26 protein-coding genes are annotated in these 25,829 nt (G+C 71.2%); 22 read left to right on the top strand and 4 right to left on the bottom strand.

The genetic code is table 11. The features are described from left to right. The first annotated feature begins 42 nt into the window (after positions 1–42). The 4 genes from ACQP17_RS14570 to ACQP17_RS14555 are packed head-to-tail and all read left to right on the top strand — an operon-like array spanning position 43 to position 4,554. The gene (locus tag ACQP17_RS14570; protein ID WP_433856675.1) at positions 43–1,407 is read left to right on the top strand and encodes a hypothetical protein; all 1,365 of its coding nucleotides are present in this window, start codon (positions 43–45) and stop codon (positions 1,405–1,407) included. Next, the gene (locus ACQP17_RS14565; protein ID WP_433856674.1) at positions 1,404–2,357 is read left to right on the top strand and encodes a ParB N-terminal domain-containing protein; all 954 of its coding nucleotides are present in this window, start codon (positions 1,404–1,406) and stop codon (positions 2,355–2,357) included. Before ACQP17_RS14570 ends, ACQP17_RS14565 begins: the two co-directional genes overlap by 4 nt. Beyond that, positions 2,354–2,980 (top strand): hypothetical protein, encoded by a 627-nt coding sequence (locus tag ACQP17_RS14560; RefSeq protein WP_433856673.1) that lies wholly within the window; start codon positions 2,354–2,356, stop codon positions 2,978–2,980. The genes ACQP17_RS14565 and ACQP17_RS14560 overlap by 4 nt, the downstream gene beginning before the upstream one ends. Beyond that, entirely contained in the window at positions 2,977–4,554 is a 1,578-nt protein-coding gene (locus tag ACQP17_RS14555) for a terminase large subunit domain-containing protein (RefSeq protein WP_433856672.1), read from the top strand. Before ACQP17_RS14560 ends, ACQP17_RS14555 begins: the two co-directional genes overlap by 4 nt. Before the next feature lie 13 nt (positions 4,555–4,567). On the opposite strand, the gene ACQP17_RS14550 is transcribed toward ACQP17_RS14555, so the two are convergent. Genes ACQP17_RS14550 through ACQP17_RS14535 form a run of 4 tightly spaced genes read right to left on the bottom strand, consistent with a single transcriptional unit; the run spans position 4,568 to position 8,052 of the window. Further along, positions 4,568–5,395, bottom strand: a complete 828-nt coding sequence (locus tag ACQP17_RS14550) for a protein kinase domain-containing protein (RefSeq protein ID WP_433856671.1) — start codon at positions 5,393–5,395, stop codon at positions 4,568–4,570. Between the two features lie 44 nt (positions 5,396–5,439). Further along, a complete protein-coding gene (locus ACQP17_RS14545) occupies positions 5,440–6,321 on the bottom strand; it encodes a hypothetical protein (RefSeq protein ID WP_433856670.1) in 882 nt (293 codons plus the stop codon). 4 nt (positions 6,322–6,325) lie between these two features. Further along, positions 6,326–7,870 carry an MBL fold metallo-hydrolase gene (locus tag ACQP17_RS14540; protein ID WP_433856669.1) on the bottom strand — a complete coding sequence of 515 codons (1,545 nt, stop codon included), beginning with the start codon at positions 7,868–7,870 and terminating at the stop codon, positions 6,326–6,328. Positions 7,871–7,893: 23 nt separating this feature from the next. Continuing rightward, on the bottom strand, positions 7,894–8,052 hold the full coding sequence (locus tag ACQP17_RS14535) for a hypothetical protein (RefSeq protein WP_433856668.1): 159 nt from the start codon (positions 8,050–8,052) through the stop codon (positions 7,894–7,896). A gap of 207 nt (positions 8,053–8,259) precedes the next feature. Here ACQP17_RS14535 and ACQP17_RS14530 point away from each other — a divergent pair, with 207 nt between their 5' ends. The 18 genes from ACQP17_RS14530 (at position 8,260) to ACQP17_RS14445 (ending at position 25,784) form a co-directional block, all read left to right on the top strand. Then, entirely contained in the window at positions 8,260–9,636 is a 1,377-nt protein-coding gene (locus ACQP17_RS14530; RefSeq protein ID WP_433856667.1) for a transcriptional regulator, read from the top strand. Positions 9,637–9,711: 75 nt separating this feature from the next. Beyond that, positions 9,712–9,978, top strand: coding sequence for a hypothetical protein (locus tag ACQP17_RS14525; protein WP_433856666.1), 267 nt, complete (start codon positions 9,712–9,714; stop codon positions 9,976–9,978). 131 nt (positions 9,979–10,109) lie between these two features. Beyond that, on the top strand, positions 10,110–10,448 hold the full coding sequence (locus tag ACQP17_RS14520; protein ID WP_433856665.1) for a DUF1360 domain-containing protein: 339 nt from the start codon (positions 10,110–10,112) through the stop codon (positions 10,446–10,448). Beyond that, on the top strand, positions 10,448–12,196 hold the full coding sequence (locus ACQP17_RS14515; protein ID WP_433856664.1) for a hypothetical protein: 1,749 nt from the start codon (positions 10,448–10,450) through the stop codon (positions 12,194–12,196). The genes ACQP17_RS14520 and ACQP17_RS14515 overlap by 1 nt, the downstream gene beginning before the upstream one ends. Continuing rightward, complete coding sequence (locus tag ACQP17_RS14510) at positions 12,193–12,438, top strand: hypothetical protein (RefSeq protein WP_433856663.1); 246 nt, start codon at positions 12,193–12,195, stop codon at positions 12,436–12,438. Before ACQP17_RS14515 ends, ACQP17_RS14510 begins: the two co-directional genes overlap by 4 nt. Beyond that, entirely contained in the window at positions 12,425–16,210 is a 3,786-nt protein-coding gene (locus ACQP17_RS14505) for a phage minor head protein (protein WP_433856662.1), read from the top strand. Before ACQP17_RS14510 ends, ACQP17_RS14505 begins: the two co-directional genes overlap by 14 nt. Further along, the gene (locus ACQP17_RS14500) at positions 16,210–16,383 is read left to right on the top strand and encodes a hypothetical protein (protein WP_433856661.1); all 174 of its coding nucleotides are present in this window, start codon (positions 16,210–16,212) and stop codon (positions 16,381–16,383) included. The genes ACQP17_RS14505 and ACQP17_RS14500 overlap by 1 nt, the downstream gene beginning before the upstream one ends. A 146-nt stretch (positions 16,384–16,529) precedes the next feature. After that, positions 16,530–18,176 carry a major capsid protein gene (locus ACQP17_RS14495; RefSeq protein ID WP_433856660.1) on the top strand — a complete coding sequence of 549 codons (1,647 nt, stop codon included), beginning with the start codon at positions 16,530–16,532 and terminating at the stop codon, positions 18,174–18,176. Between the two features lie 80 nt (positions 18,177–18,256). Continuing rightward, on the top strand, positions 18,257–19,096 hold the full coding sequence (locus ACQP17_RS14490) for a cupin (protein ID WP_433856659.1): 840 nt from the start codon (positions 18,257–18,259) through the stop codon (positions 19,094–19,096). Positions 19,097–19,109: 13 nt separating this feature from the next. Next, complete coding sequence (locus tag ACQP17_RS14485) at positions 19,110–19,613, top strand: C2H2-type zinc finger protein (RefSeq protein WP_433856658.1); 504 nt, start codon at positions 19,110–19,112, stop codon at positions 19,611–19,613. A 30-nt stretch (positions 19,614–19,643) separates the two neighbouring features. Next, entirely contained in the window at positions 19,644–21,611 is a 1,968-nt protein-coding gene (locus ACQP17_RS14480; RefSeq protein WP_433856657.1) for a glycosyltransferase family 4 protein, read from the top strand. Between the two features lie 107 nt (positions 21,612–21,718). After that, positions 21,719–22,411, top strand: coding sequence for a hypothetical protein (locus tag ACQP17_RS14475; protein WP_433856656.1), 693 nt, complete (start codon positions 21,719–21,721; stop codon positions 22,409–22,411). 12 nt (positions 22,412–22,423) lie between these two features. Next, positions 22,424–23,134, top strand: a complete 711-nt coding sequence (locus ACQP17_RS14470) for a hypothetical protein (RefSeq protein WP_433856655.1) — start codon at positions 22,424–22,426, stop codon at positions 23,132–23,134. Then, entirely contained in the window at positions 23,131–23,958 is an 828-nt protein-coding gene (locus tag ACQP17_RS14465) for a hypothetical protein (protein WP_433856654.1), read from the top strand. Before ACQP17_RS14470 ends, ACQP17_RS14465 begins: the two co-directional genes overlap by 4 nt. Before the next feature lie 12 nt (positions 23,959–23,970). Continuing rightward, positions 23,971–24,561: a hypothetical protein gene (locus ACQP17_RS14460; RefSeq protein WP_433856653.1), complete on the top strand. Its 591-nt coding sequence runs from the start codon at positions 23,971–23,973 to the stop codon at positions 24,559–24,561. Further along, positions 24,558–24,935 (top strand): hypothetical protein, encoded by a 378-nt coding sequence (locus tag ACQP17_RS14455; protein WP_433856652.1) that lies wholly within the window; start codon positions 24,558–24,560, stop codon positions 24,933–24,935. The genes ACQP17_RS14460 and ACQP17_RS14455 overlap by 4 nt, the downstream gene beginning before the upstream one ends. 82 nt (positions 24,936–25,017) lie before the next feature. After that, positions 25,018–25,566 carry a hypothetical protein gene (locus tag ACQP17_RS14450; RefSeq protein WP_433856651.1) on the top strand — a complete coding sequence of 183 codons (549 nt, stop codon included), beginning with the start codon at positions 25,018–25,020 and terminating at the stop codon, positions 25,564–25,566. 5 nt (positions 25,567–25,571) lie between these two features. Continuing rightward, positions 25,572–25,784 carry a hypothetical protein gene (locus ACQP17_RS14445; RefSeq protein ID WP_433856650.1) on the top strand — a complete coding sequence of 71 codons (213 nt, stop codon included), beginning with the start codon at positions 25,572–25,574 and terminating at the stop codon, positions 25,782–25,784. The last annotated feature ends 45 nt before the right edge of the window (positions 25,785–25,829 follow it).

Here is a 25,829-nt window from a genome sequence, read left to right as displayed (position 1 = left end):
CCTGGCCGGCGCTCTCCCCAACCCGCATGTCCAGGGGGCGCCATGTTCCACGGATCAATCCCGGCTCCCCTCCGCTCGATCATCTACGAGCACGCGGGGGCGTGGCCCGTGACCGACATCTACGTCGGCTGTAGCGGGAACTTCACGATCGAGCGGGTGCTGCACGACCGGTTCGGGAACTCGCGGCCGGTCCACGGCAACGACATCACCGCGTACTCGTGCGCGCTCGGCTGGTTCCTCGCCGGGGAGGAGCTGCCCTACGAGCTGCGCGACGAGTTCGAGGAAGAGCTCGGCTGGGTCCGCCCCTTCTGCGAGGACCGCACCGACCGCCTCGCGACGCTGATGCTCGGCACACGCTTCTTGCAGTACGTCGGGAAGGAAGGCGCGTACTACCGGCGGATGCTCGACGCGACCCGCACCCAGTGGCCGCGCATGCACGAGAAGACCGCCGCGAAGCTCCGCGCCCTGGAGACCCACCTCGGCAGCTTCTACGCCGGCGACGTCCTCGACTACCTCCGCGACGAGGTACCCGCAGAGGCCCCCGTCGTGATGTTCCCGCCGTTCTACGCGAAGGACTACCAGGCGCAGTTCGCGAGCATCGACGCCGCGTTCTCCTGGCCCGAGCCGTCGTTCAACGACCTCACCGAGGACGGCAAGGAAGAGATCATCAACCTCGTGCATGACCGGCCGAACTGGGTCCTGGGTCTGCACATCGAGCGCCCCGAGCTGCGCCACCGGCTCGCCGGAGTCGTGCAGACCGCGAACCGCGGCCTGCCGATCTACGTGTACGCCGCCGGAGGCCCGAAGCGCATCGTCCGGCCCCGGCAGCCCATCGAACCGATCCCCATGCCGAAGATCGGCGTTGCCGACGAGCTCGGCGACCGCATGACCCTCCACGTCCTCACGGGCGGCCAGTTCGCGGGCATCCGCTCACAGTTCATGTCCAAGACGATCAAGCCGGGCAGTCCGCTGCTGGCGTGCGGGGTCGCGGTCGACGGCAAGCTCATCGGCGCCTTCGCCTACCTGCCGCCCAAGTTCGACCCGGCGACCGCCTACCTGATGTCCGACTTCCCGGTGTCGTGGACGAAGTACCGGCGCCTGGCGAAGCTCATCGTCATGGCCGCGAGCACCAGCGAGGCGCAACTGCTGCTCCAGCGCTCCCTGTCGAAGCGGCTGACCGGCTGGGCGACGACTGCTTTCACCGACCGGCCCAACAGCTCGAAGTACGGGCGCGGCATCCCCGGCGTGAAGCTCCACAAGCGATCCGAGCCGGGCGACAAGGGCGACGGCATTCACCGCTACCAGCTCCAGTACGGCGGCCCCCTCGGCGGGTACACGCTGGCCGAGGCCCTGGCCCTGTGGAAGCGCAAGCACGGCAGCGACATGAAGAGGGACGACACCCGATGAGTACCGACGCCACCCGGCCGGCCCCGAAGATCCGGCCCCGCCTCGTACGCCGCAACCCGCGCGACCTCACGCCCTTGCCGATGAACGCCCGGTTCATGCGCAAGGAGGAGTGGGACCGGCTCGTCGACAACGTGAAGGCCGATGGCTGCCTCACCTCCGTGCCGCTGATCTACGGTGCCGGAGAGTACGACGAGGGCCGCGAGTTGATCCTGTCCGGCAACCACCGCACCGCGGCAGCGGTCGAGGCCGACCTCGACGAGATCGACTGCATGCTGATCGACGACCCACAGCAGAAAGACGAGCTGCTGGCCCGCCAGCTCTCGCACAACGCCATCAACGGCCAGGACGACCCTGCCACGCTCCGCGAGCTCTACGACCAGATCGAAGACGTCGACTGGCGCGCGTACTCGGGCCTCGACGACGACCAGCTCAACCTGCTCGCCGAAGTCTCACCCGAGGGCCTGTCCGAGGCGAACCTGGACTTCGCCACGGTCTCGCTCATCTTCCTGCCGAACGAGCTGGAAGCCGCCCGCACGGCCTTCGCCGACGCCCGCATGGGCCAGAACGAAAGCTGGCTCGCCGCACGCGCCGACTATGACCAGACTCTCGACACGCTCGCGTCCACCCACGCCGCGCACAAGGTCGGCAACGTCGCGACCGCCTTGCACGCCATCCTCACCATCGTCGAGAACCACCTCACCGACCTACAGGCCGGCTACCAGTCCCCAGACGGCGCCCCGCTGCACACCGGGCACGTCGGCCTGGAGACCGTCGTAGGCGCCCGCACGCTGCCGGCGCCCGCAGCCGTCACGATCAACAAGGCCATCGCGGCGGCAGAAGGACGCGGCGACATCGAGCAGGGGCAGGGCTGGCGCCTCCTCGAACGCCTGGCGGGTGAGTACCTGTCCGGCCCCAACCACACCCCGCGCGAACCCGGCGACGCGTCATGAACGCCCCCGCACCGATCACGCTCGACCCCACGCTCCCGGCATGGGAACAGCAGCCCGGCGAGACCCCCAAGCGCTACGGGCAATTCGCCACGTACCGGGACCTAGGCCGCGCCCGGACGCTACCGAGGACTGCGGAACTGCTACGGCGGCACCCCGTCACCGTCCGGAAGACGTCGGCCGAGTTCCGGTGGCTGGAGCGGGCCGAGGCGTACGACCGCCACCTGGACAAGCTGTACGAGGCGACGTGGCTGGAAGAGCGCCGGAAAGCGGCCGAAGCTGACGCGAGGATCCTGGGCGCAGCCATCGGCAAGGTCGCTCAACGCCTGCCGTCGCTGAACGCGGCCGAGATGTCCGCCGGGGACGTCATCCGGCTCATGGACGTGGCGATGCGCCACAGGCGGGTGCTGTTCGGCGACCCGACGGACACGGTCGTCGTCACCGACCAGGCGGTCTCGCCGCTCGCCGCGCAGCTCGCCGACTTCGCGGGCCTGCCAGCCGACCAGCGGCACACGCGTCTCGCCGAGCTCGCCGCAGCGGTCACCCGCCGTGTCTCAGCCGTGGAAGGCGGCGACGACGAGGACGAAGAGGAGTACCCGGCCGGCCAGGAGGACGGCGACGGGTGAGCAGCGTCGACGTCGCCGACGAACTGGTCTACCTCGATGACGTCGCGGTGTACCAGCAGCTCGCCGCTGCCCAGCAGTCCGTCAGCCGGGAGCTGCTGCGCGACCCGGTGACGCTCGCGCGGGGCCTGGACCCGACGTTCCGGATACGCCCGCACCTGCGGATCATCGGGCAGGCTCTCGCCGAGGTAGAGCGCGGCGAGTACGACCGGCTTCTGATCCTCACCCCGCCGCAGGTCGGCAAAAGCACGTCCGTGGCCGAGTGGTTCCCGTTCTGGTGGCTGGCCGTGCACACAGGCGACCGCGTCGCAGTGACCTCGTACTCCGACGACCTGGCGCTCAAGCGCGGTAAGGCGATCCGCTCCTACGTGGAGGAGTACGGCACCGAGTACGACCTGCGGATGAAAGCCGGATCGGGCGCGATGCAGGACTGGGAGGTCACCAAGGGCGGCGGGGTGCGCTCGGTGTCGGTCGGCAAGGGGCTGACCGGCCACAGCGTGAACCTGCTGATCGTCGACGACCCGCACAAGGACAGGGCCGACGCCGAGTCGGAGGCATCCCGGCGGGCGCTGCACGACTGGTACAGCTCGACCGCGCTCAAGCGTCTCCAGCCGGACCGCAATGCGGTGGTGGCGATCCAGACCAGATGGCACGCCGACGACTTCGCCGGGCGCCGGCTGGCGGAGGAAGGCCGGTTGGAGGACGGCGGCCGGTGGCGCGTCATCCACCTTCCGGCCATCGCCGACCCGAAGTTCGGCCCCGACCCGCTCGGCCGCGCCCCCGGCGATCCGCTGCCGCACCCGAAGATCCCCACGAGGGACCGGCGGGCGCTGCTGGCGTGGTGGGCCGACATGAAGAAGACGTCGATTGTGCGGGACTGGCACGCGCTGGCCCAGGGCGACCCGCAGCCCGCTGAGGGCGCGCTGGTGTCGGAGGAGCTGCTTCGGTTGATCCGGGACACGAGCACGAAGGTCGAGCCGCAGAAGATCGCCGTGGCGATTGACCCGTCCGGCGGCGGCCGGGACGTCGCCGGCGTCATCGGTGGCTTCCTCGGAGAGGACGGCCGCGTGTGGATCACAGACGACGTGTCCGGCGCCATGTCGTCGTCGGACTGGTCGATGGCCGCGTGCCGCCTCGCGCACCGCTCGAACGCGGCGGTCATCTTCGTGGAATGGAACTACGGCCGCGACATGTGCGAGCTGGCCATCCGCACGTCGTGGGAGACGCTGCAACGCGAGGGCGAGATCCCCGCCGACGTCCTCATGCCGCAGATCGCGCCCGTGCGCGCCAAGCAGGGCAAGCTCTTGAGGGCGGAGCCGGTCGCGCAGCAGATGGTGCAGGACAAGGTGCGGCTGCGCGGGGTGTTCACCGACCTCGAGCGCGAGTGGGCGACGTGGATGCCCACCGACCCCGACAGCCCCGGCCGGATCGACGCCTCCACGATCCTCGTGTACGGGCTGATCCCCGAGGCGAACAAGGGCGCCATCGTCCACGCGCCGCTGCCGCAGGCCCCGCAGACGCCGGGGCGTCAGCCGTCCCAGTCGGCTGACGCCTACGGCCGAAGGATCAGCCGATGACCGGACTCCCAGGTCAGCCGTCGTAGCTCCGGGCGGACGGATCAGGACGGGTGGCGCTCAGGATGAGCCGTTCCAGTTCAGCGTCGTTCCATGGGCGGTCGTCCGCGAGGTCACGACGCCGGCCGTCGGCGATGTCCGCATACAAGTCAGCGTGCGCGCCCGCCGGGTCGCCGCGGTAGTCGGTTGGCCGGACGCCGGTCCAGGCCCAGTACAGGGAGGCGCCCAGAGCGAACAGCTCGGCCTCCGGGGTGAGCTGGACGTGCTGCTCCTCGCCGGTTTCCAAGAGCTGGGCGGCGGTCTCCGGCGCGATGACGTGCACCAGACCGCCGCGGTACGGGAAGGGGAGCGGCAGATCGGGGTGATGGGCGTTGTCATAGTCGATGAACTCGACCGTGCCGTCTTCGAGGAGGACGGCGTTCTCCGTCTGCATGTCGCCGTGAATCCAGCCGGCCGCGTGCAGGTGGTTGAGCGCGGTGAGCGCGCTACGGGCGGCTTCGCGCATCTGCGTCTGCTGCTCGGGGGTGGCGGTGCCTTCGCGCGCCGGTCGGAAGACGTCCCAGACGGAGCGGCCGTCGAGCCAGGAGACGGCCATCCACCGGCCCTCGTCCCCGGCGGCGCCGCGCGGGCCGGGGTGGCTGCCTTGGCGGTGGAGCAGGTCGTAGGCGGCGTGCTCGTGCGCGAGGTGACCGCGAGCGCCAGGGGTGGCGGTCTTGATGGTCCAGGGGCCGGCCTGCCACGTGTCGGCGCCTTTGCGGCCGGTGAGGTGCTTGGGCGGGACCTCGACGCCGAGGGTGTCGGCGGCAGCGGCGGCAAGGGCTACTGCGGGATCGGTGGGTTCCATGGTCGAAAGGTGTCCTCACGGGTGTGTCGCGGCGGGGGCGACCGTCAGGCGGCCAGCCCGTCGAGGGTAGCGAGGCCGGTGGCCCGCTGGTACGCGAACAGCGCAGCGCACAGGTCGTCGGTGGTCCAGGTGGCGCCGTGCCGGACGGTGGCCGCGCGGTACAGCTCCCGGACCTCAGCCCCCGGCAAGGGCGTCCCGGCTTGGCGCAGCACGGCGGGCAGGGTGATCAGGTCGACCAGGCCGGTGATATCCGGGCGCACAGTCTCGATGTCGATCAGGCACACGGCGCCATCGCCTCGACGCTGTCGCACGTGCTCAGGCTTGAGGTCGAGGTGCCCGACGGGGATGTGCGCGGGCCCGTACGCCCGCATGCACAGGGCGATGACCGTGCGCCAGGCGCCCGGGTCACTGATCCAGGCCGGGGCAGCGGCGAGCTGGTCAAGGCGGAAGGGCGCGAGCGCCCCGGCGGATGCCGCATCGAGCGCAGCCGGCGCCGCGTGGACTGCCCCGACGGCTTCGATCACGGCGGCGGGCGCGTCGACTGCGCCCCAGTCGAAGGCGCCGGGCAGGTACTCAAGGAGTAGGGAGCGGGAGGCGTCGGCAGCGCCCAGCAGGCTCGGCAGAACCGGGGAGTGGCCCACCAGGGCGTACGCGAGGAGTTCGGCGTCGTAGGCGCCGGTGTCGGCGTGGAGCTTGAGCACCGCGGCGGGCGGTTCGCCCACGGTGGCGACGGCCGCAGTAGCGCGGGCCGCCAGAACCCGCAGCGGCCCGCCGGCCGCCGGGGCGTCGGCGTGGTCCTGGTCGAGGACGGCGCGCAGGCGTTCCGCCGCGGCGGCCGGGGTGGTCGGCAGCGGGGAGGCGAGCCAGCCGTGCGGGCGGACGCGGATCAGTCCGTGCAGGGCCTCGGCCGCCGTGGCGGGACGCACCGCGTCAGCCTGCTCGCCGGGCCGTGCCAGCGATGTGGCCCAGCGCGTAGGCGTAGGAGCGGGCGGCCAGCTCGGGCCGCTGGTGTTCGCCGTAGATGGCGAACAGCGCGTACACCAGGGAATCCAGCGGTCTGCCGATGTTCCAGCACTGCATGGAGGACCCGGCGACGTCCCAGATCTGGACCTGTCCGCGCAGGATGCCGATGAAGTCCTGGAAGAACAGGACCATCCCGAACGGGTAGACGGCCATGGCCTCATCCAGGTCGACCGGGTCCACGGCGGTGAACGCCGCGGTGGTCAGGTCCCATGCGTAGTGCCGTTCCTGACCGCCGGGGGCGTCGCGCAGCACCAGCAGGATGCGGCGAGGCCCCAGCGGGGCGCCGTCCAGGTACTCGTGGATGCTCGCGGCGAGCTGCCCGGCACTGGTGGGCACCAGCTCCCGGCCCAGCCGGGGCAGTTCCTCATCCAGCTCGGCCAGAGCGGTGCCACCGTCGCTGATCGGAGGGGCGATCGGAGCGAGCGGCGGGGCCTTCGGTTCAGCGAGGAACGCTTCGTGCGCGGCGCGCTGCTCGGCCTCGAAGTCTTCGTCGATGCGCACCCAGTCCACCCGCTCACTGATCACGGGGCCTTCGGCGGGGACGGTGAGCCGGTCGCCGGGACGGGGGCCGTGCACGGTGAACAGGTGCTGGAGCTGGTTGGCGGCCTGGGCCATCGCGGGATGGTCGGCGTACAGGTACGGGCCGTGCGGGGTGTTGGCCGGTAGGAAGCCGTTGCCGCACAGCGCGACGTCGGTGATGCCGGGCAGCGGTTCGAGATAGTCGAGCAGCAACTCGTTCAGCACCTTGAGACCGGACTTCCGCCCGCGAACATTGCCGGCGCCGGGCAGCAGGTTGGTGTCGGAGCCGGGCGTTCCTTCCGGCGCGATCTGGCTGTTGTTGGAGACGATCGCCATGCGCGGCATGGGCTCGCGCCCCTCCGCGACGGCGTCGCGGTAGATGTCGGAGAGGTCGGCGTCGACACCGATGGCCACCGCGGGGCCGCCCGTGACCTGGGCAACCGGCTGGACAACCCGGTCCTCCCAGAACAGGGTTCGGGCGCCGGCGGGGTAGAGCCGCATGGTCAGCTCACCGAGGCGGATGGCGCCGGTGTGGTCGATCCGGTGGACGTCGAAGCCGAGCGATTCGATCGCCTCGGCCACGGGGGAGGGCAGCAGCGGCCCGGTGAAGACGGGCAGCGACTTCGGCAGAGCGGCCAGGGTCGGCAGGTGGAAGTGATCCAGATGCTCGTGGGTGAGCACCAACGCGTCCAGGGCCGGCATCTGGCCGGTCTCGATCTCGCGGGGCGGCCAGACGCGGAACTCCAGCTCAGGCGAGAGCCCGAAGCCCCTGCCGAGTACCGGGTCGACCAGGATCCGGTGGCCGTCGCCCTCTACCAGCCATGTCTGGTGACCCAGGAACGTCAACTGCAACGAGCTGTCCATCGTGCTCCTCCAGGTGGTGCGGATACGGCGGGAGGCGTGGCCGCCGCCGCGTTGTGCGACGGCGGCCACGCCTCTCATGGGACCGGGGCAGGTCAGTGGTGGTAGCTGAACGGCGCGCTGTCGAGCGTGCCGGAGCCGACCACCCGGGCCACCCGGCCCTGGAGGGCGGTGACCGCCGAGGTGTTCACCTTCGCGGTGGCCGGGGCCGCCGCCTTCGTCCGCGCAGTCTTCGCCGGGGTCTGGGGCTGCATCGCAGGACCTCCTTCGGACTCGCACCGCCCAGGTGGCGGCGCTTAGTCGCCCCTATGACAGCGCCCCGCGCGGCGGTTCGGAAGGCGGACGCGGTTGCCTTCCGTTGCCTTGGGTTGCTCTGGTTGCCTTCCGGCCCGTCCTTGTTCCGGTGGGGCCCGCGCCCCGCCACACTGGGATCTGGCGAGCGGTTCCAGGAGGGGGAAGGCGTGGATGTGAGCACGGCTCTGGAGGACCGGCACCCGCTCAACCAACTGCTGGCCCTGCGCGGCTGGACGAACGAGGACTACTTACGGCGTGTGTCCGCCAAGCACAGGGCCCTGGGGTACGGCGGTCTCGGCTGCCGCAAAGAGAAGATGAGCCGCTGGACCCGGCCGGTGCGCCCGCAGGTGCCGAACGAACCCACTCAACTCGCCATGGCTGCGGTCCTGGACATCGCGGCGTACGAAGTACGTGCCCGGGGCTGGCCGCACTGGCTGCTGCTCGGCATGCGGGATCACAGCGCCGTGTGGGGGGCGCCGTGGACTCCGGAGGGAACCATTCACGCACTCGACGACTCCGGAGGCTCCATCGTGGACCGACGTGGCTTTCTCACCGCCGGTGCTGGCACCGTCGCCGCGGCCATCGCCCAGTGGGCCATCGCAGCCCCCACTCCCGCCAACGCCGAAACCGGACGGCTCATAGGCGCAGATGTGGCGGACAGGTTCGACAGCCGGCTCAACGACCTCCGGCACTTGGACGACGACCTGGGCGCGGATCACGTATACGACGCGGCCCGCGCCGAGGTGAGGTTCATCAACCGTCTGCTGCGGAACAACTCCTACAACGAGGCCACCGGGCGACGCCTGTACGCCAGTGCCGCCGAGGCGAGCCGCCTCGCCGGGTGGTGTGCCTATGACGGCGGCGACGTGGCGGCAGCCGAGAAGCATCTCCACGCCGCGTTGCGGGCCTCCGCCAGCTCCGGGGATCACACCGTTGGCGCGACGGTCGCCGCCTTCTGGGCCAACGTCCGCTACGGCAGCGCCACATCCGACCCCCGCAGCGCCCTCGACCTGATCGACGGCGCCCTCGTCCACCGAGCCCGGATCACCTCGCCCCGCGTCCTCACCATGCTGCACATCCGCCGGGCTCGCGCTCACTCACTCGCAGGCGAGTCGGCCGCCGCGTATCGGTCCATCGACGACGCTCTGACGGTGTACGACAACGGCATCCCCGCTGGTGACGATCTGCCGTCGATGTACTGGGTCAACGCAGGCGAGATCCACCAGGCCGCCGCGTCCGCCGCCCTCAGCCTCCAGGACCCGGCCCGAGCCTTGAATCACTTCACCGCCGCCGCCACGCACACCGACCCGTACGACGCCGAGAAGGAACCTCGCGGAACGGCCATCTACCTGCTCCGTCAGGCGTCGGCCTACCTCGTTCTGGGCGACCTGGACGGCACCGTCGAGACCGCCAGACCTGCCGTCGACCTGATGGGCGGTGTGAACTCCGCGAGGGGCAGTAGCGCTCTTGCTGAACTGCGTACTGATCTTGCTCGCTACTGCTCCACCCCGGTCGTGAAGGACTTCCTCAGCGAGACCGCCTGACGTCGAGGAGCCGCACCGTCCGGCCGTGCAGTGAATTGGTGGCAGACGCGGGGCCGGCCACGCCACAATTACGGGGTGAAGCTGCCAAAAGCCACGTGCCCGCGCTGCTCCCGCCCGATTGCCGCCGGGCCGGTCTCTGGGCGCATCAGCAAGGGCCGCATCTGGCGGCACGACGAACCCGGAGTCCTGCGGGTGCCGGGAGAGCCGTTGGTGTCGTGCCCCGGCTCCCTGGAGATCGTCGAAATGCCGCTGCCCGGGCGGCAGCTCGAATTCGACACCCTTGAGACGGTTCCCGGCGAGGCGGCAGCGCAGGGCGAGGAACAGCCGATGGCGCTGTTCTGACCGGACCCAAGCATAGTTTTTGATCTGAATAGTGGGCTTGAGCTGGGAAGTTGCCGCCGGAGTGGGGTCCTCCGCGTGGCCTATCATGCAGCGCTGACGTTGGCCGGATGATCTCCGCATAGGGGGCGGCAGTGCTCCACATCCCAGAATTGGCGCTCCTGGCTCTGGCCGGGTACCGAGGCACGCAGCTCCTCGTGCACGACTCGATCCTGGACCCGGCCCGGGACCGCGTCGACATCTGGCACCAGAAGCGCCCCGAATCGACGGCCCGGACCGCGGTGGTGACGCTGATCTCCTGCGTCTACTGCACCGGCTGGTGGGTCGCCGGTGCGCTGCTGCTCACCTGGCTCCTCGTCACCGGCACCTGGGACGAGGCGCCGCTGCTCGTTCACGGCGTCGAGTGGCTGGCCGTCGCCGGCGCCGCCGCCCTCCTCAACCGCTGGGACGACACCCGCAAGGACGCCGCCTGATGGCCCGCCGAGAACTCGCCGCAGCCGCCTCCCGCTACACCTCCCGCAAGATTCGCGGCAGGGGGGCGGGTGACCAGACGTGGCAGCAGCGCACCTACGACATGTACCACCAGGTGCCGGAAGTGCGGTTCGCCGCTTCGTGGATCGGCAACGCCATGTCGGGCGCCCGCCTCTACGCGGGACGCCGCGCCGATGACGGCACGATCGAGCAGGCCCCCGACGAGCACCGAGCCTCAGAGATCGTCGCCCAGATCGCCGGCGGCCCCGACGGGCAAGCGAAGATGCTCGGTGCCTTCGGGAAGCACTTGACCGTTCCGGGCGAAGGCTGGATCGTCGTCCGCCCCAACGACCAGGTGCTCAGCCCCTACAGCCCGGAGGACGGCCACGACTGGCGTGTGCTGTCCGTACGTGAAGTGCGTCAGCAGCAGGGCAAGCTCATCGCCGAAATCGAAGGCGAAGAGGTCCCGATCCCCGAGGGCGACCCCGACACGATGGACCCCGACGGCCCCGTGGCGATCCGCGTGTGGGATCCCGACCCGGAGCGCGCCATCGAGGCCGACAGCCCGGTGCGGTCCAGCCTCGAACTCCTCGAAGAGCTGCTGCTGCTCAACGCGGCTGTGAAGGCGATCGCCCGTTCCCGCATCACCGGCCGCGGCCTGCTCCTCGTGCCCAAGGGCACGCGCTTCCCGTCCAACCAGCAGCAGGGCGAAGAGGACGACCTGATCGAGGTGTTCATGACGATCGCCGAGACGGCGATCCGTGACCCCGAGTCGGCCGCCGCGACCGTGCCGATCCTGCTGGAGCTGCCCGCCGACACGATCAGCGACTTCAAGCACGTCACCTTCGAGTCCGAATTCGACGAGCTGGCGCTGAAACTCCGCGACGAGGCGGTAAGGCGCTTCGCGACCGGCCTGGAGATCCCAGCCGAGATCCTGCTCGGCCTCGGCGACGTGAACCACTGGGGCGCATGGGCGTTGACCAGCGAGGCGATCCGCCTCGGCATCGAACCGAAGCTCGGCACGGTCGCGTACGCCCTCACGCAGCAGTGGCTCCGCCCGATCCTCGAATCCGAGGGTGATCCGGACTGGCATCGCTGGCTGGTCTGGTACGACACCAGCCCGCTGCGGGTGCGCACCAACCGGTCGGAGACGGCGTTGCAGGCGTTCGACCGTGGCGTCATCTCCGCCGAAGCACTGCGCCGGGAGACGGGATTCGACGACTCCGACGCCCCGGACGAAGAGGAGCAGCAGGAGCGCAACGGCAACCAGGGGAACGAGGGCCAGGACGGGAGCGGGGAGGAGACCCCGCCGCCCGCGCCGGACCTGCCCGTCGACGAGTCCGAGGCAGAGCCCGACACGCTCCCCGCGGCGGCAGCGGTCGGCCAGGACCAGGCCGCCGGCCTCCTCGCCGCCGCTGACGGCCTGATCTGGAACGCGCTGACCACCGCAGGGGAGAAGCTGCGCAAGACCCCAGCCTGCCCCCGCTCGGAACGCGCCCGCGCCCGAGATGTGGAGTCCGCGCGCCTGCACACGCTCCTGTCCGTACAGACCGAGCAGGTCGAGCAGTGGCGGCTCCTCGATGGCGCCTGGTCCCGTGCGCCGGAGATCGCCGCCCGCTACGGCCTGGACTCCGACTGTCTGACCGCGTCTCTCGACGACTACGCGCGGGAGCTGATCGCCGCAGGCGTCGAGCACGAATACCGCCTCGTGCCGAGCCTCCTCACCGCCTGCGTCGGGGGGGAATCGTGACCCCGCAGCCACCGCGGCGGTCCGCCGCCGTCCTACCGCTGCCCACCGACCTGTCGCTCCACGCCGGCCGCCTGCGCACCGCCTGGTGCGACGTGTGCAAGGCGTGGACGCACCTCACCGCGGATCTGCTGCTCCTCGCCCCCGAGGGCGTCTCCACGATCGGCGTCTGGTCCTGGTGCGAAGTCTGCGACGACCCCGACGACCCTCTACCGGCAAGGAGGACCGACCGTGCCGGACCGTAACGGGCAACTCGACCAGGCCGAACGCGACATCGCCGACGCCGTCGCGGAAGCACTCACTGCCACGGCCGACGAGTTCACCGACGCCGTACGCGACGCCACCGAGCTGGTCGCAGCCCGCTTCTCCGTCGGCCGCATCGCCCGCATGTGGGGCGCCAGGACGGCCGGCCTGGTGCGGCGGCTCCTGGGCGTCGCGGAGACCGCTGCCACCGCGGCGGCCGAGGACACCGACGGCAGCTTGCCCGACGGCTGGGACGACCTGCCCGGCCGGTACGACGACCGGCGCGCCCTGCCGCCCGGCATCGGCCAGTACGTGGAGACGACGGAGCATCTGCTGCGCGCCGTCGGCGACCGGCTCGCCGAAGCCGCCCGCCGCGAGCTCGCGGCCGGCGTCGACGCCGGGGAGGCCATCGAGCAGCTACGCGCCCGCCTCCGCGCCGCGTTCGACCGCGAGGGCTCCCACCTCGGCCCCATGCGCGAGGAGCGCGTAGCCCGCACCGAGGCCACCCGTGCGTGGAACACCGCCACGCTCGCCGCCGCCCGCGCCGCGACCGGCCCCGACCGGCCCGTGGTGAAGCAATGGCTCACCCGCCACGACGACCGCGTACGACACGCGCACGACGAGGTCGACGGGCAAATCCGCCTGCTCGCCGACCCGTTCAGCGTCGCCGGAGTGTCCATGCAGGCCCCCGGCGATGCGGCGGCACCGCCCGCGCTGGTCGTCAACTGCCGCTGCCGCCTCGCGGTAGCGCCCGAGCAGCGCGCCGCCGCCTTGCAATCCCAGGTGCGCCCGTCGGCGGGAATTCCGAACCGAAGGGAGAAGCCTGTGACAGCCGCAGCCGGCCCGCACACGGGCGCGATGATCGCCCTCATGCCGTGCGCTGAGGACGCCGAGCGCCTGGCCCTCGACGTCGACGGCGCCGAGCCCGCTCACGACCTGCACCTGACGCTGTTCTTCCTCGGCGAAGGCGCCGACTGGTCCGACGACCAGCGCGCCGACCTGGTCGACCAGCTCCAGCAGCACGCCGGATACCTCGACGAAGGCCACGCCCTCGGCCGCGCCTTCGGCACGAACCAGTGGAACGCCGACGGCGACAACCCGTGCTGGGTGTGGGCCGTCGGCGACGACCCCGACGCCAACGGGACGCTGCTCAACCAGGCGCGGAACATCGCCGTCGACGCGCTGGAGAACACCCACCAGCAGCCGGAGCTCCCCGCACAGCACTCCCCGTGGCAGCCCCACGTGTGCGCTGCGTACAGCGACAGCCCCGACCTGCTCACCGACATGAACGCCCGCCTCGGCCCCATCCGTTTCGACCGACTCCGGGTCGCGTTCGCGGGGGAGCACACCGACATCCCCCTCGGCCCGGAAGAGGAGGCACCACCGATGGAAGAAGAGACACAGCTCAACGGCCGCCTGTCCGCCCGCCCGTGGTCCACGCCGGGGGACACCGGTCTCGCCTTCGAGAACACCGAGACCGGCGACGGCCGAGTGTTCCGGCCGGACTCCCTGTACTGGGACGGCCCTGGGCCGTGGCCGCTCCAGCACGCCGACGAGATGCTGATGGGCCACGAGGGCGCCGAGCTCGCCGGAGCCATCCAGAGCATCGCCAGGGACGGCGACCGCATCACCGGCACCGGCGTCCTCTACCCGGGCCGCCCGGCCGGCGCCGACGCCCTCATGCTGCTCGAAGAGGACGCGCCACTCGGGGTGTCCGTCGATCTGGACGATGTGTCCATGGAGTTCGTCGACCGCACCATCACCGACGAAGAAGGCGACGAGGGCGAGATCGTGCTCTTCGCGTCGCTGCCGTCAGCGTCGCTGCTCCGCCTCTCTGACGGCTCCTGGTCGCTGACGGCCACGACCACCGCCGAGTGGACAGCGTCCGGCGCGGCTCTCTCCCGCACCACGGCCGGCATGCATCTGCTCACCGGCAAGGACGGCCGTGTCCCGCGCACTGCCGTACGGGCCGCGCTCGGCCCGACCGGCTGTCTCACCGCGGCGGCCGGCGACAGCGACAGCGACGAGGGCACCGTTGTGCACAGCGAGAACGCCGGAGACCTGCTGATGCGGGTCACCCGCGCACGGCTGCGCGGCGCCACGCTCGTAGCGATGCCCGCCTACGACCGGGCGCGGATCGTCCTCGACGACCCGCCCGAGGAGACCGGCGACGACGGCCAGGAGCCGGCCGAGCTGTCCGCAGCCATGAGCGAGGCGCACCGCCGCGTCGTGGACTACGTGCAGGCCGCGCCTGTCCCGGTCGGAGCCCGCGACGTCGCCCGCGCGCTCGGCATGAAGATGGAGACCGCACGCGGGCACCTCGGCCGCGCCGCGAAGGCCGGCCGTGCCGTCCGCCTCTCCCGCGGCCTCTACATCGGCCCCGCCACCCAGAACGAAGAGCTCGCCGCCGCCTCCTCCGGTGACCTCGAACTGCCGGTGCACGAGGACCCGGATCTCGCATGGGACGGCGACGCCGCCCGCTCCCGCGTCCTTTCGTGGGCCACCGGCGACAACGACGAGGTTGACGCCGACAAGCTCGCATCGGCGTTCCTCTTCCGCGACGACGACGCCGACCCGGCCACCGTCGGCGCGTACGAGCTCGGTTTCGCCGACGTCATCAACGATCAGTTGGAGATCGTCGCCGCAGCCGTCTACACGATCGCCGCCGTGATGCAGGGCGGCCGTGGCGGCGTCGACCTGCCGACGGACGAGGAGGACACCATCCGGGGCCGCGTGGAGACGCTGTATAAGCGGCTCGCCGACGCCTACGACGATCCGTCGATCGTGCCCCCGTGGATGGACGGCGAGGACGGAGAGGAGACCGCAGCCGGGATGCGCGAGCTGGAAGCGTCCGCGTGGAGCGCGATGCGCGAGACCGACCCGATGCCCGCCGCATGGTTCCGGGAGCCGACAGCCGAGGAGCTGCCGCCGGGATCGGGTGGAGTGCACTACGCCGACGGCAGGGTCTACGGCTGGGTCGCCCAAGCCGGGGAGCCGCACGCCGGTTTCCCCGGCCGGAACCTGACGGTCGAGTCCCTGGGCGAACTCGACCTGTCGCACTTCCTGCGTGCCCGCTTCAAGCTCGACGACGGGACGCTGGTCAAGGCCGGGGCGTTCACGATGAACGTCCCGCACCACCGAGACGGCGCCGAATGCGAGTCCGCTGCTTGCCAGTTCGACGACTCCCGCACCGTCGCCGGGATCGTCACCGTCGGCATGAACAAGCGCGGTCTGTGGTTCTCCGGCGCCGCCGCGCCCTGGCTCAGCGAGTGGGACCGGCACGTGTTCGCCGCGTGCCAGCCGAGCTACCACATGAAGCAGGGCAGCGCCGGACGGTGGCAGCTCCGCGCGGTCCTGACCGTCCCGGTGCCGGGGCACTCCTCGCCGCTGCTGGCCACCGCGGTTGCAGAGCGCGCGAACCTGGCCCTTGCCGCGTCGGCAGCCGGCGCCGCCCTCGACCAGCCGGACGTGTCCGGACAGGCCCCGGACACCGGCCACCGTACGGCTGCTGACCTGCCCGGACAGCGTCCGGACACGTCCGGACACGCCGCGCCGGAAAGCGGCGACGTCGACGCGGTCGCGGCGTCGCTGCTGACCAGCGTCCCGTTCATCGACGTGCTGCTGACGGCGCTGGACCGCCGCCAGGAGCAGCGGGAGGACGCCGCCCGCGCCGAGGCCGCCCAACTGGCCTCGTCCGTCATCGACCCGGCCCGCGCTTCGCTCACCGCCAGCGCGGCCGTCGACGCCACCGCCACTACGGAAGGGGATGCCTGATGGGCTGTTCCTGCAAGAACAAGCGCGAGCAGTGGGAGGTCATCGGCGCTGCCGGGAAGGTGCTGTTCACTTCCGGGTCGCAGCCGACCGCGAATGCCGTGTCCCGCCGCTACCCGGGCAGCGAGGTGCAGAAGAAGGACAAGAACGGGAACGTGACCTCCTCGAGCGCGTGACGGCCCGGGCTTGACACCAGCCCGAGCAGCCCGCGTTGATCGGGCTAGACTGTCGCGGGGCGGTCGCCGGTCTACGGCCGGACCGCCCCGCGCGCCGCTGGTTCTGGGCCGGGCACTCAACGACAGCTACACGGAGAGTGCCGCTCATGGCCGATTTCGAGATCCCTGAGGACGTCACAGCCCTCAATGACGACGAGCTGGCGGAAGCGCTTGAGGACGCCGTCACCGAGTTCGACTCCCGGTCGCAGTCAACCAGTGTCACCACCAGGGACATTGAGTCGCTTCGAGCGCTGGCGACGGCCGTCGAGTCCATCCGCACCGAGCAGGCCGCCCGACACACTGCCGCCGAGCAGGCCGCTGCTGAGATCGACGCCCTGGCCGCTCAGGTACGCGGCGGACAGGAAGAGCCCGAGCCCGCCGGCGACGCAGACGAGGGTGAGCCCGCCGCCGCGGCCGAGCCGGAGCCGGCCCCGGAGCCCGCGCCGGAGCCCGTCCCGGCCGTGAGCGCGGCCGTCGTACAGCGACCCGCCCTCAACCTGTCGGGTGTGCGGCGCCGTCAGCCGCGTGTCCTGCCGGAGCCCCCGGCGCCGGGCACGAGCATCACCGCGGCGGTCGACGTCCCCGGCTACACCCCCGGCTCCCCGCTCGACTTCGACCAGGTGACGGCCGGCCTCATCTCCCGCGCCAACGCCTTGAAGACGGCGGGCGGTGGCGTCGGTCAGGTCATCTCCTACCGGCACCCCTACAGCCACGACCTGATCGTCACCGACTCCAGCAGCGCACCGGAGGGCACCACCGTGTCCCTCGCGGCGTCCGCCCAGTCGCGGCTGCCCGAGAAGGACCTCATCGCGTCCGGCGGTTGGTGCGCGCCCAGCGAGACGGTCTACGACATCCTGGACGTGGCGTGCCCTGACATGCTCTGGGACGCCCCGGAGATCCAGCTCGCCCGTGGTGGCCTGCGCTACTACAAGACGCCGTCGCTGGACGTCGCGGCGATGACGTGGGTCCACACCGAGGCAGACGACATCTCCGGTGCGACGAAGCCGTGCTTCTCGATCCCGTGCCCGTCGCCGATCGAGGTCCGCTGTGACGCCGTCGGCGTCTGCCTGGAGGCGGGCATCCTGACGCAGCGCCACTTCCCGGAGCTCGTCGCCTGGTACCTGCGGAACGCGATGGTCGCGCACGAGATCCGCATCCGCTCGGCGCTCTTCCAGCAGGCCCTTGGCGGCGCGTCGACGAAGGTCGTCACCATGCCGGAGTCGATGGGTGCGCTGTCCGCCGTCTACGAAGCGGTCGCGCTCCAGGCCGCCGACATGATCGAGCGGCACAGCCTGTGCGAGTCCACGGCGCTGGAGGTCGTGTTCCCGTGGTGGTCGCGGAACCTGTTCCTCACCGACCTCGCCCGCCGCAACGGCGTGACCATCGACCAGGTCAACCCGGGCATGATCCAGGACATGTTCACGCCGCTCGGCGTCAGCATCCAGTGGGCGCGGGGCCTCACCCCGGCCGTGCCGACCGACATCGGCGGCGCCACCGCGGCGACCGACTGGCCGGCGGCCGTCCGCTTCCTGATCTACCCGTCCGGCACGCTCCAGATCGGGCGCGGCGAAGAGGTCAACCTGGGCGTCATCCACGACAGCACGAAGTTCTCGACGAACGACTACACGGCCCTGTTCGCCGAGGAATGCATCGCCCTGGTGGACCGCAGCGTCGACACCCGCGCGGTCACCGTGCCTGTCTGCCCGAGCGGTGAGACCGGTGCGCAGACCCTCGTGGCCTGCGGCGCGTCCTGACCGGCCCTCACCAGACCGCGGTGGGCTCGCGCTTCGGGTGGCGCGAGCCCACCGCCCCATCGACAGAGAGGTGAGGTGCGATGGCCGCAGACATGCGGGCATACGTGGAGGCGATCGGCGGCACTCCTCTGCCGCACGGCATCCTCGGCACGCCCTGCACAGACGTGCGGGACGTCTCCGACGAACACGAGCTGCTGGGCGTGGAATGGCTGGCGCTCGGCTGCTGCCCCGTCGAGTCCTGGCGGAACCAGTGCGACGACGAGTCGCCCGGCGACGTGTCCGGCGGCCCCGCCGAGAAGGAGTTCTGCCGCCCCGAGATCGAGCACGCCTCACCGATCACCCTGTACGCCGGGACTGAGTGCGCCACGATCGGCTGGACCTACGACGAGGCCCGGCGCCACGCTGAGGCCACTCTCGCGCTCGGTGAGCAGCGCGGGCTTGAGTCCGCGTTCTGGCGGACCACGCTGACCGCCGGCGCCGTCGACGTCACACCCGAGGCGGGGCCGGTGAGCCTTGGGGAAGGCGTCGCCGCACTTGAGGGCTGTCTCGCGGAGACGTACGGCGGCGTCGGCACCCTGCACGTCCCGACCGGTGTCGCGGCCCTGCTGGGCTGCTGCTCCATCGCGGCCGAGGATCCGGCCAGCGGCGCCTTGCGGACCCTCGCCGGGAACTGCGTCATCATCGGCGCCGGATACAGCGCGGAGAACACCGGCCCCGGCGGAACCCCCGCCGACCCCGGCACGGCCTGGCTCTACATCACCGGCCCGCTCAGCATCCGCCGCGGCCCGGCCAGCACGATCCCCGACCGGGCCGGCCCGTCCGTCAACACCCGAAACAACGACCGGCGCGTGCTGGTCGAGCGCACGTACGTCGTCGGCACCACGTGCACCGTGTGCGCCGTCAACGTGGCGCTGAGCTGAGGAGCCTGAGCCCGTGACTGACCTGATCCATGTAGAGCCCACCCCGGAGACGCGGATCGCGCTGGCGCGGTGGGCGGTCGCCCAGACGCCGAAGGTCTCAACCGTCGGCCCCAACACCTTCGGGATCCCTGCGCACCTGTTCTCGAGCGTGCCGGAGGCAGCGTTGATCGGCGCCCAGGTGGACGGCCACCGCTACGTGTCGCCCGACGAGGAGGCATCGGTCCCGGCCGAGGAGGGGACGGCCGAGACCGAGCTGACCGGGGTCGCCCGCCCCGAGGGGTTCACCGTCTCCACCCCCGATGAGGCGCCCGCTGTTCCGGAGGAGTCGAGTAGCGCGGAGTCCACGCCGCTCGCCGCTGCGGAGAGCGACACCCAGCAGGAGGCCCCGGCCTCAGAGTCCGGCCCGGAGACGGAGGACGGCGCCGACTACCCGTGCGAGTTCTGCCCCCGGTCCTTCTCCACTGAGCGGGGCCGCACCACCCACGTGCGGCGATCCCACCCGGAGCAAGAACTATGAGACCGGCTGGGCGGGTTGAGTAGGGCCGGAATGCGCGTCCTGGCCCTCGTGCCCCTGTACGAGCAGGTGGCCACGGCCGGGGCGTACATCACCACCCGCGAGTATCTTCGGGGTCTTGCTGCGGCCGGCCATACCGTCAACGTGGTGACCACCGTCCGCCGGGCCGGGGAGCCCTACGTCGAGGACGGCGTGCAGGTGTGGCCGCTGCGGGACTGGCGGCGTGCGGTGAAGGCGGCGTGGCCCGAGCTGGTCATCTCTCACCACGGCGACCGGACCGCGCCGGGGATCTTGCCGTACGTGGCGAGGTCCCCGCATCTGCTGATGGTGCACGGCATGTCACCGAATCGGGCCCTGGGCGCCCCGGACCTGGCATGGTTCCCGTCCCAGGCTTGCCGCCGCTACTACGCGACGTACCGCGGCCGGACGCTGTTCCTCCCGCCGCCCATCGACCCCGGCCGCTACCGCACCACTCCGGGGGACCTGGTCACGCTCAGCGGCGCCACAGCGGCCAAGGGTGCGGACGTGCTCGCCGAGATCGCCGCGCGGATGCCCAGCACCCGATTCCAGATGGTGAAAGTCCTCGACCGCGGCCAGGTGCCGCAGCCGCCGAACGTCGAGGTCGTCGACCGGCGCGACCCTCGGCGGATCTACGCGCGCACCCGACTCCTGCTGATGCCGTCGCGGTCGGAGTCCTACGGGCGGGTCGGTATCGAGGCCATGCTGTCGGGCATCCCGGTGATCGCCGCGCCGCTGCCCGGGATGCGGGAGGCGTTCGGGGACGCGGCCACCTACGTCCCCCGAGAGGACACAGCCCGCTGGACAAAAGAAATAGAACGCCTGTCCGATCCGGCGACTTACCGGGCGGCGTCGGCTGCCGCCCGCGCCCACGCGGACAGCCTCGACGTCCAGGGGAACCATCAGGCGTTCGAGGCCGCGTGCGTGGACCTGGTGCACAACGCGCCCAGTGCCACGGCCCGCCGCCAGGCCGTGAGCGCGCAGCGCCGCAGGACCGCTCAGGTCGTGGCGTGGGTGCACTACGGGGTGCCCTACCGCCGTGCAGGGTCGGAGACGATGCTGCACACGCTGATGCAGGAGCTCGCGGACACGGGCCTGGACGTGATGGTGCTCTGCTCCGGCATGCCCGAGGCGCCGGAGTCCTGGGACGTGGACGGTGTCCCGTACGGGGCGCTGGACCCCCGCGCCGCACGGAACCTGATCCGCTCGATGCGGCCGAAGGCCATCGTCACCCACCACGACTTTGCCGCCAGAGCAATCGACCTGGCCAAGACGATCCGGTCCAAGTCGGTGCTCCTGGTGCACTCCGACCTCGACGTGGCCGGCCGTACCCTCGCCCGGCAGCCGGACATGGCCGTCTACAACAGCCACTGGGTCCGCGACTCGCTGACGTCCCGCTACCTTGTGGCCCGCCGTATCCGGTCCCTCGTCGTCCACCCGCCGGTGGATCCCGATGACCACCGGACTCCGGGATCAGGCAGGCACGTCACGCTGGTGAACCTCAACAGAGACAAGGGCGTCGAGACCTGGCACGCCGCGGCATCCCGCCTGCCCAGCCTGCCGTTCCTCGGAGTGACCGGCGCCCACGGCCCGCAGATCCTCAACTCGGCCCCCGCGAACGCTCAGGTCGTGCCGCAGACCTCCGACATGCAGGCCGATGTATGGGCGCGGACGCGGCTGCTGATGGTGCCCAGCGTGTACGAGTCGTACGGCATGGTGGCCGTGGAGGCACTGGCGTCCGGCCTCCCCGTCCTGGCCCACCCCACGCCGGGCCTGAAAGAAGCCCTCGGCGACGCCGGGACGTTCATCGACCGGGATGACGTCCCCGCGTGGGTGGCGGCGATCCGTGACCTGTACCCCGACGGTGGCCAGCGGGAGGACGTATCAGCGGTCGCCCTGGCGCGCAGTGCGGTCCTCGCCGACCAGGCCACCACGGAGAGGAAGGTGTGGGCGGAGGCCGTCCGAATCCTGGTGCGGGCCTGAGCGGTGTTCCGCGCCGCCGGAGGCAGGCCCTGGGGCGCGGCTAGACTCCTGGTAGCCGCTGGTTTTGGGCCGGGCCGACACCACCTCGTGTGTTGGAGGCCCCCGGGATGCCCTGCCCCCTGATCGCAAACGCCGACACCATCCGCGTCACCCGCGTCGATGCGTGCGGCCGGCCCGTCGCCGGTGAAGACAACGGCTTCGTTTTCGACTGCTTCGCCACGCTCGCCATGAACCCGAACGTGGAGGACGGCGAGGACGTCGTCTACACCGCCGCGAACGGCCGCCAGTGCGGCTTCAAGCGCGGCTGCCCGCAGTTCAACGGCTACGACATCGAGCTGAATTTCTTCTCCGTCAGCCCGGAGTTCATTGAGATCACCACCGGCAACCCGGTCGTCTACGACTACGCGGGCAACCCGATCGGCCATGACGACTGCTCACTCAAGTGCAACAGCGGCTTCGCCATCGAGATGTGGGCCGAGGTGCTGGGCGAGGACCTGTGCGACTCGGAAGGCGGCGACGGCGCATGGATCTACTTCCTGATGCCGTGGGTCACAAACGGCATGCTGGGAGACATGGAGATCGGCGCGGAAGCCGTCTCCCTCGTCCTCAACGGCGCCACCCGCGCGGGCGGCGGCTGGGGCACCGGCCCGTACGACGTGATGGCGACCGACGTGGCCGGCACGCCCGGTTCGCTTCTTACACCGCTCGGTCCGACCTGCCACCGCCGCACGATGGTCACCACCGTCGCGCCGCCCGAGCCGGTGTGCGCGTACACCCCGGTCCTGGCCCTGGCCTCGTGACGGGTCACCAGCATGGACGCGCCCGATCTGGTCGTGCCCGTACGGACGGGCAAGGCCAATCCCCAGCTCCGATACGCGCTGCGGAGCTGGGAGGCCCACCTTCCACACGGCCGCGTGTGGATCGTGGGCTACCGGCCTGCCTGGCTGTCGGCCGTCGAGCACATCCCGACCAGCCAGCTCGGCACGAAGTACCAGAACACCACCGCGGCGGTGCGTGCGGGCTGCTCGCACCCGGACGTCTCCCAGACGTTCCTGCTCTGCAACGACGACATGTTCGTGATGGCCCCGCAGCCTGACGGCATGCCGGTGCTGCACCGTGGACGGGTCGCCGACCTCGAAGACGTCTACGTGCGCCGCACATCCGGCCGCTACCTGGACGGCATGCGCGAGACGCGGGATCTCCTCGTCTCCCTCGGTCACGACGACCCACTGTCGTACGAGCTGCACGTGCCGATGCCCGTCGACAAGAGCGGCATGCTCAAGGCGCTCGACGTCGGCCGGCACCTGGACGCCGTCCACAAACGGACCCTCTACGGGAACCTGTCCGGCATCGGCGGGGACGAGATCCGGGACGTGAAGATCCTCAACAGGTCCCCGCGGTTCGACCACGACGCCCGGTTCCTGTCGACGATGCCGGACAGCTTCACGAACGGGGCCGTCGGCACGCACATCCGCCGCGCGTTCCCCGCCCCGAGCCGCTACGAGGGAGGAGGCCACCGATGACCAAGCCCGCCCCGTGCGACCCGTGGGACGTCGACCTGTCCTGCTGCGACCTGCCCGACGACACCGCGAGCGACGTCATCGACCGGTGGGTACGCGTCGCGTCGATCATCCTGTGGGGCCTGTCCGGACGCCGCTGGGGCCCGTCCTGCCCCGTGACGGTGCGGCCGTGCCGCCGCTCCTGCCTGGACCCGTACCCCTACACCGTCCGCTGGGGCACGTCCGGCCCGTGGGTGCCCTACATCGGACTCGACGGCGCGTGGCGCAACGCGTCCGTGTGCGGCTGCCGTACGGATTGCTCGTGCTCCGAGCTGTGCGAAGTGCCCCTGCCCGGCCCGGTGTACGACATCCAGTCGGTCGACGTCGACGGCGAGACTCTGCCCGCCCCGGACCCGGAAGCCAACGTGATCGGCTCGTACCGGGTCGACGCCCCCGGCCGGCTGGTGCGCACCGACGGCGAGTGCTGGCCGGACTGTCAGGACATGGCCGCCCCACCCGGCACGCCGGGCACGTTCACCGTCACCTACCGCACCGGCCTCCCGCTGGACGCGGCGGCGATCGCGGCCGTCTCCGAGCTGGCGTGCCACTTCATCAAGGGATGCGGCGGCAGCTCCTGCGGCTGTAAGAGCAACCGGAACGTCAGCCGAGTCTCCCGGCAGGGCTTCGACGTGGAGATGGCCGACCCCACGGTCATCTACAGCGAAGGCCGCACCGGGCTACCGCTGGCGGACGCCTGGCTCGCCACGGTCAACCCGCACCGCCTCGCCTCGCCGTCCCGCGTCTACAGCCCCGACTACCAGCGCCCCCGCGTGACGACCTGGCCGTAAGGAGACCCGGACATGCCGCTGAGGCCGCTGGACCTGCACGAGCTCACCGAATCGGTGCTGGGCTGCGTATGCGCCGCGCTCCAGGACGCCGCCGACCAGGTCGACGGACAGCCGGGATGCCCCTGCCGTACGTGCGTCGTGCCCGGCGCCGTCGCATGGGACTGGTGCGACGACCCGTGCGGCGGCAAAGGCACCGGCGGTCAGCTCTCCGTCAACGTCCTGCGCATGTGGCCGGCGAACCCGTTCCCCAACGAGGACCGCACGGTGATGGGCGCCCGGAACTGCATGCCGCCGCCGGTGACGGCCGCCGAGCTCGCCGTGACCGTGCTGCGCTGCGCCCCCACCCCCGACGAGCAGGGTTGTCCCCCGTCGTGCGAAGAGCTGGACACCGCGGCCCGCATCGCGCACGTCGACGCGGTGACGGTCTACAACACGCTGTACTGCTGCCTGCCGGGCACCTCAACCCGCCGGCGGGGGCGTCAGTTCGTCGTCGGCCAGCAGCGCCTGATCGGCCCGGAAGGCGGCTGCGTCGGCGTCGAGCAGCGCGTGACCGTCGCGCTGCCCGGCTGCGCACCATGCCCGGCAGAGGAGACGTCACTGTGAGCGTGGAAGTGCGATTGGAACAGGGCCGCTTGGCGCGGCTGCTGCGCGCCCGTGGCGGTCTCGCCGAGCGCGCCCTTGCCCGGCGCACCGCCCGCGTCGCGGACATCGCCCGCCGCGAGGCTCCCGGCCGGATGGGCGCCTACATCGACTGGAAGGTGGTGTCCGGTCCGAGGGGGCTGGAAGGCGTCATCGTCTGCGACCACCCCGCGGTGCGGTATGTCCTCGACGGCACCCGGCCGCACATCATCCGGCCCCGGCGGAAGAAGGTTCTGCGCTTCGACGTCGGCGGCCGGGAGGTGTTCGCGAAGGTCGTGCACCACCCGGGCACGAAGCCGAACGACTTCCTGGGCAAGGCGCTCCGCGAGGGCCGCTGACCGTTCCTGGAGACCGCGTACCCTGCCGGTGCGCCGCTGGTTGTGGGCCGGGCGCCCGCTTGAGCACGTCAGGAGCCCCGTCGTGAGCCAGAGCCGCACCTTCACGCTGAACACCGAGCCGCACGTTGCCACGGTCGGCGAGACGCAACTCCTCTTCCAGCCCGAAGTGATGGGCGACGAGTTCCTGGACGCCTACGAGGCGTTGCAGGAGTCGCAGAAGAACCTCGGCGTCGACGTGAACAACCTCGCCGCCGCCGACCCCGAGAACCTGCGGGCCGTGGTGCGGTCGCTGCGCCTGTTCCTTGCGCGGCTGATGCTGCCCGAGTCCGCGCAGACCTTCGCCCGGTGGGAAGTCGTCAAGAGCGGTAAGGCCGTCAGCTCCCACGCCACCCCCGGCGAGGCGGCGGAGGCCGCAGCGAAGGTGAAGGGCGACGCCACGGTGAAGGACGTCGGCATGCGCCTCCCGGACCGCGTCCTCGTCGAGCTGCTGGAGTGGGCCGTCGAGCTGTACGGAGGCGGCCAGCGCCCTACTGGGTTGTCCAGCGGCTCTGTGCAAGCGTCGCCGCCTCCTGGGACTCGTGGGAGGGCGGTCTCGCCCTCCAAGGCGTCGACCCGCGCACGTGGACGCTGAGGACGATGCTCAACGCCGCTGAGGCGTCCATGGACGCAGCAGCGGAGGACGACGCGGAACGCCGCCGCAACAAGGCGAAGCTGTACGCCCCGCCGAAGGGACAGCAGCGTCGCAACCAGCGCGGCCGGCCTCCCGGCATGCGCATGGACCGGGCTGCGGCGCAAGCGATGGCGGCGCAGGTCGCGGCCGAGGACGCGCGGCTCGGCGCTGGTCCCTAGCGGCTAACCTGTGGCGTACGCCCCCTCGCGCCAGCACGAGGCGCC

The sequence above is a fragment of the Streptomyces kronopolitis genome, from assembly GCF_050953795.1.
Lineage (GTDB): Bacteria > Actinomycetota > Actinomycetes > Streptomycetales > Streptomycetaceae > Streptomyces > Streptomyces kronopolitis_A.
The sequence above is the reverse complement of the archived record's forward strand: the minus strand, read 5'-3'. Positions and strand labels throughout refer to the sequence as shown.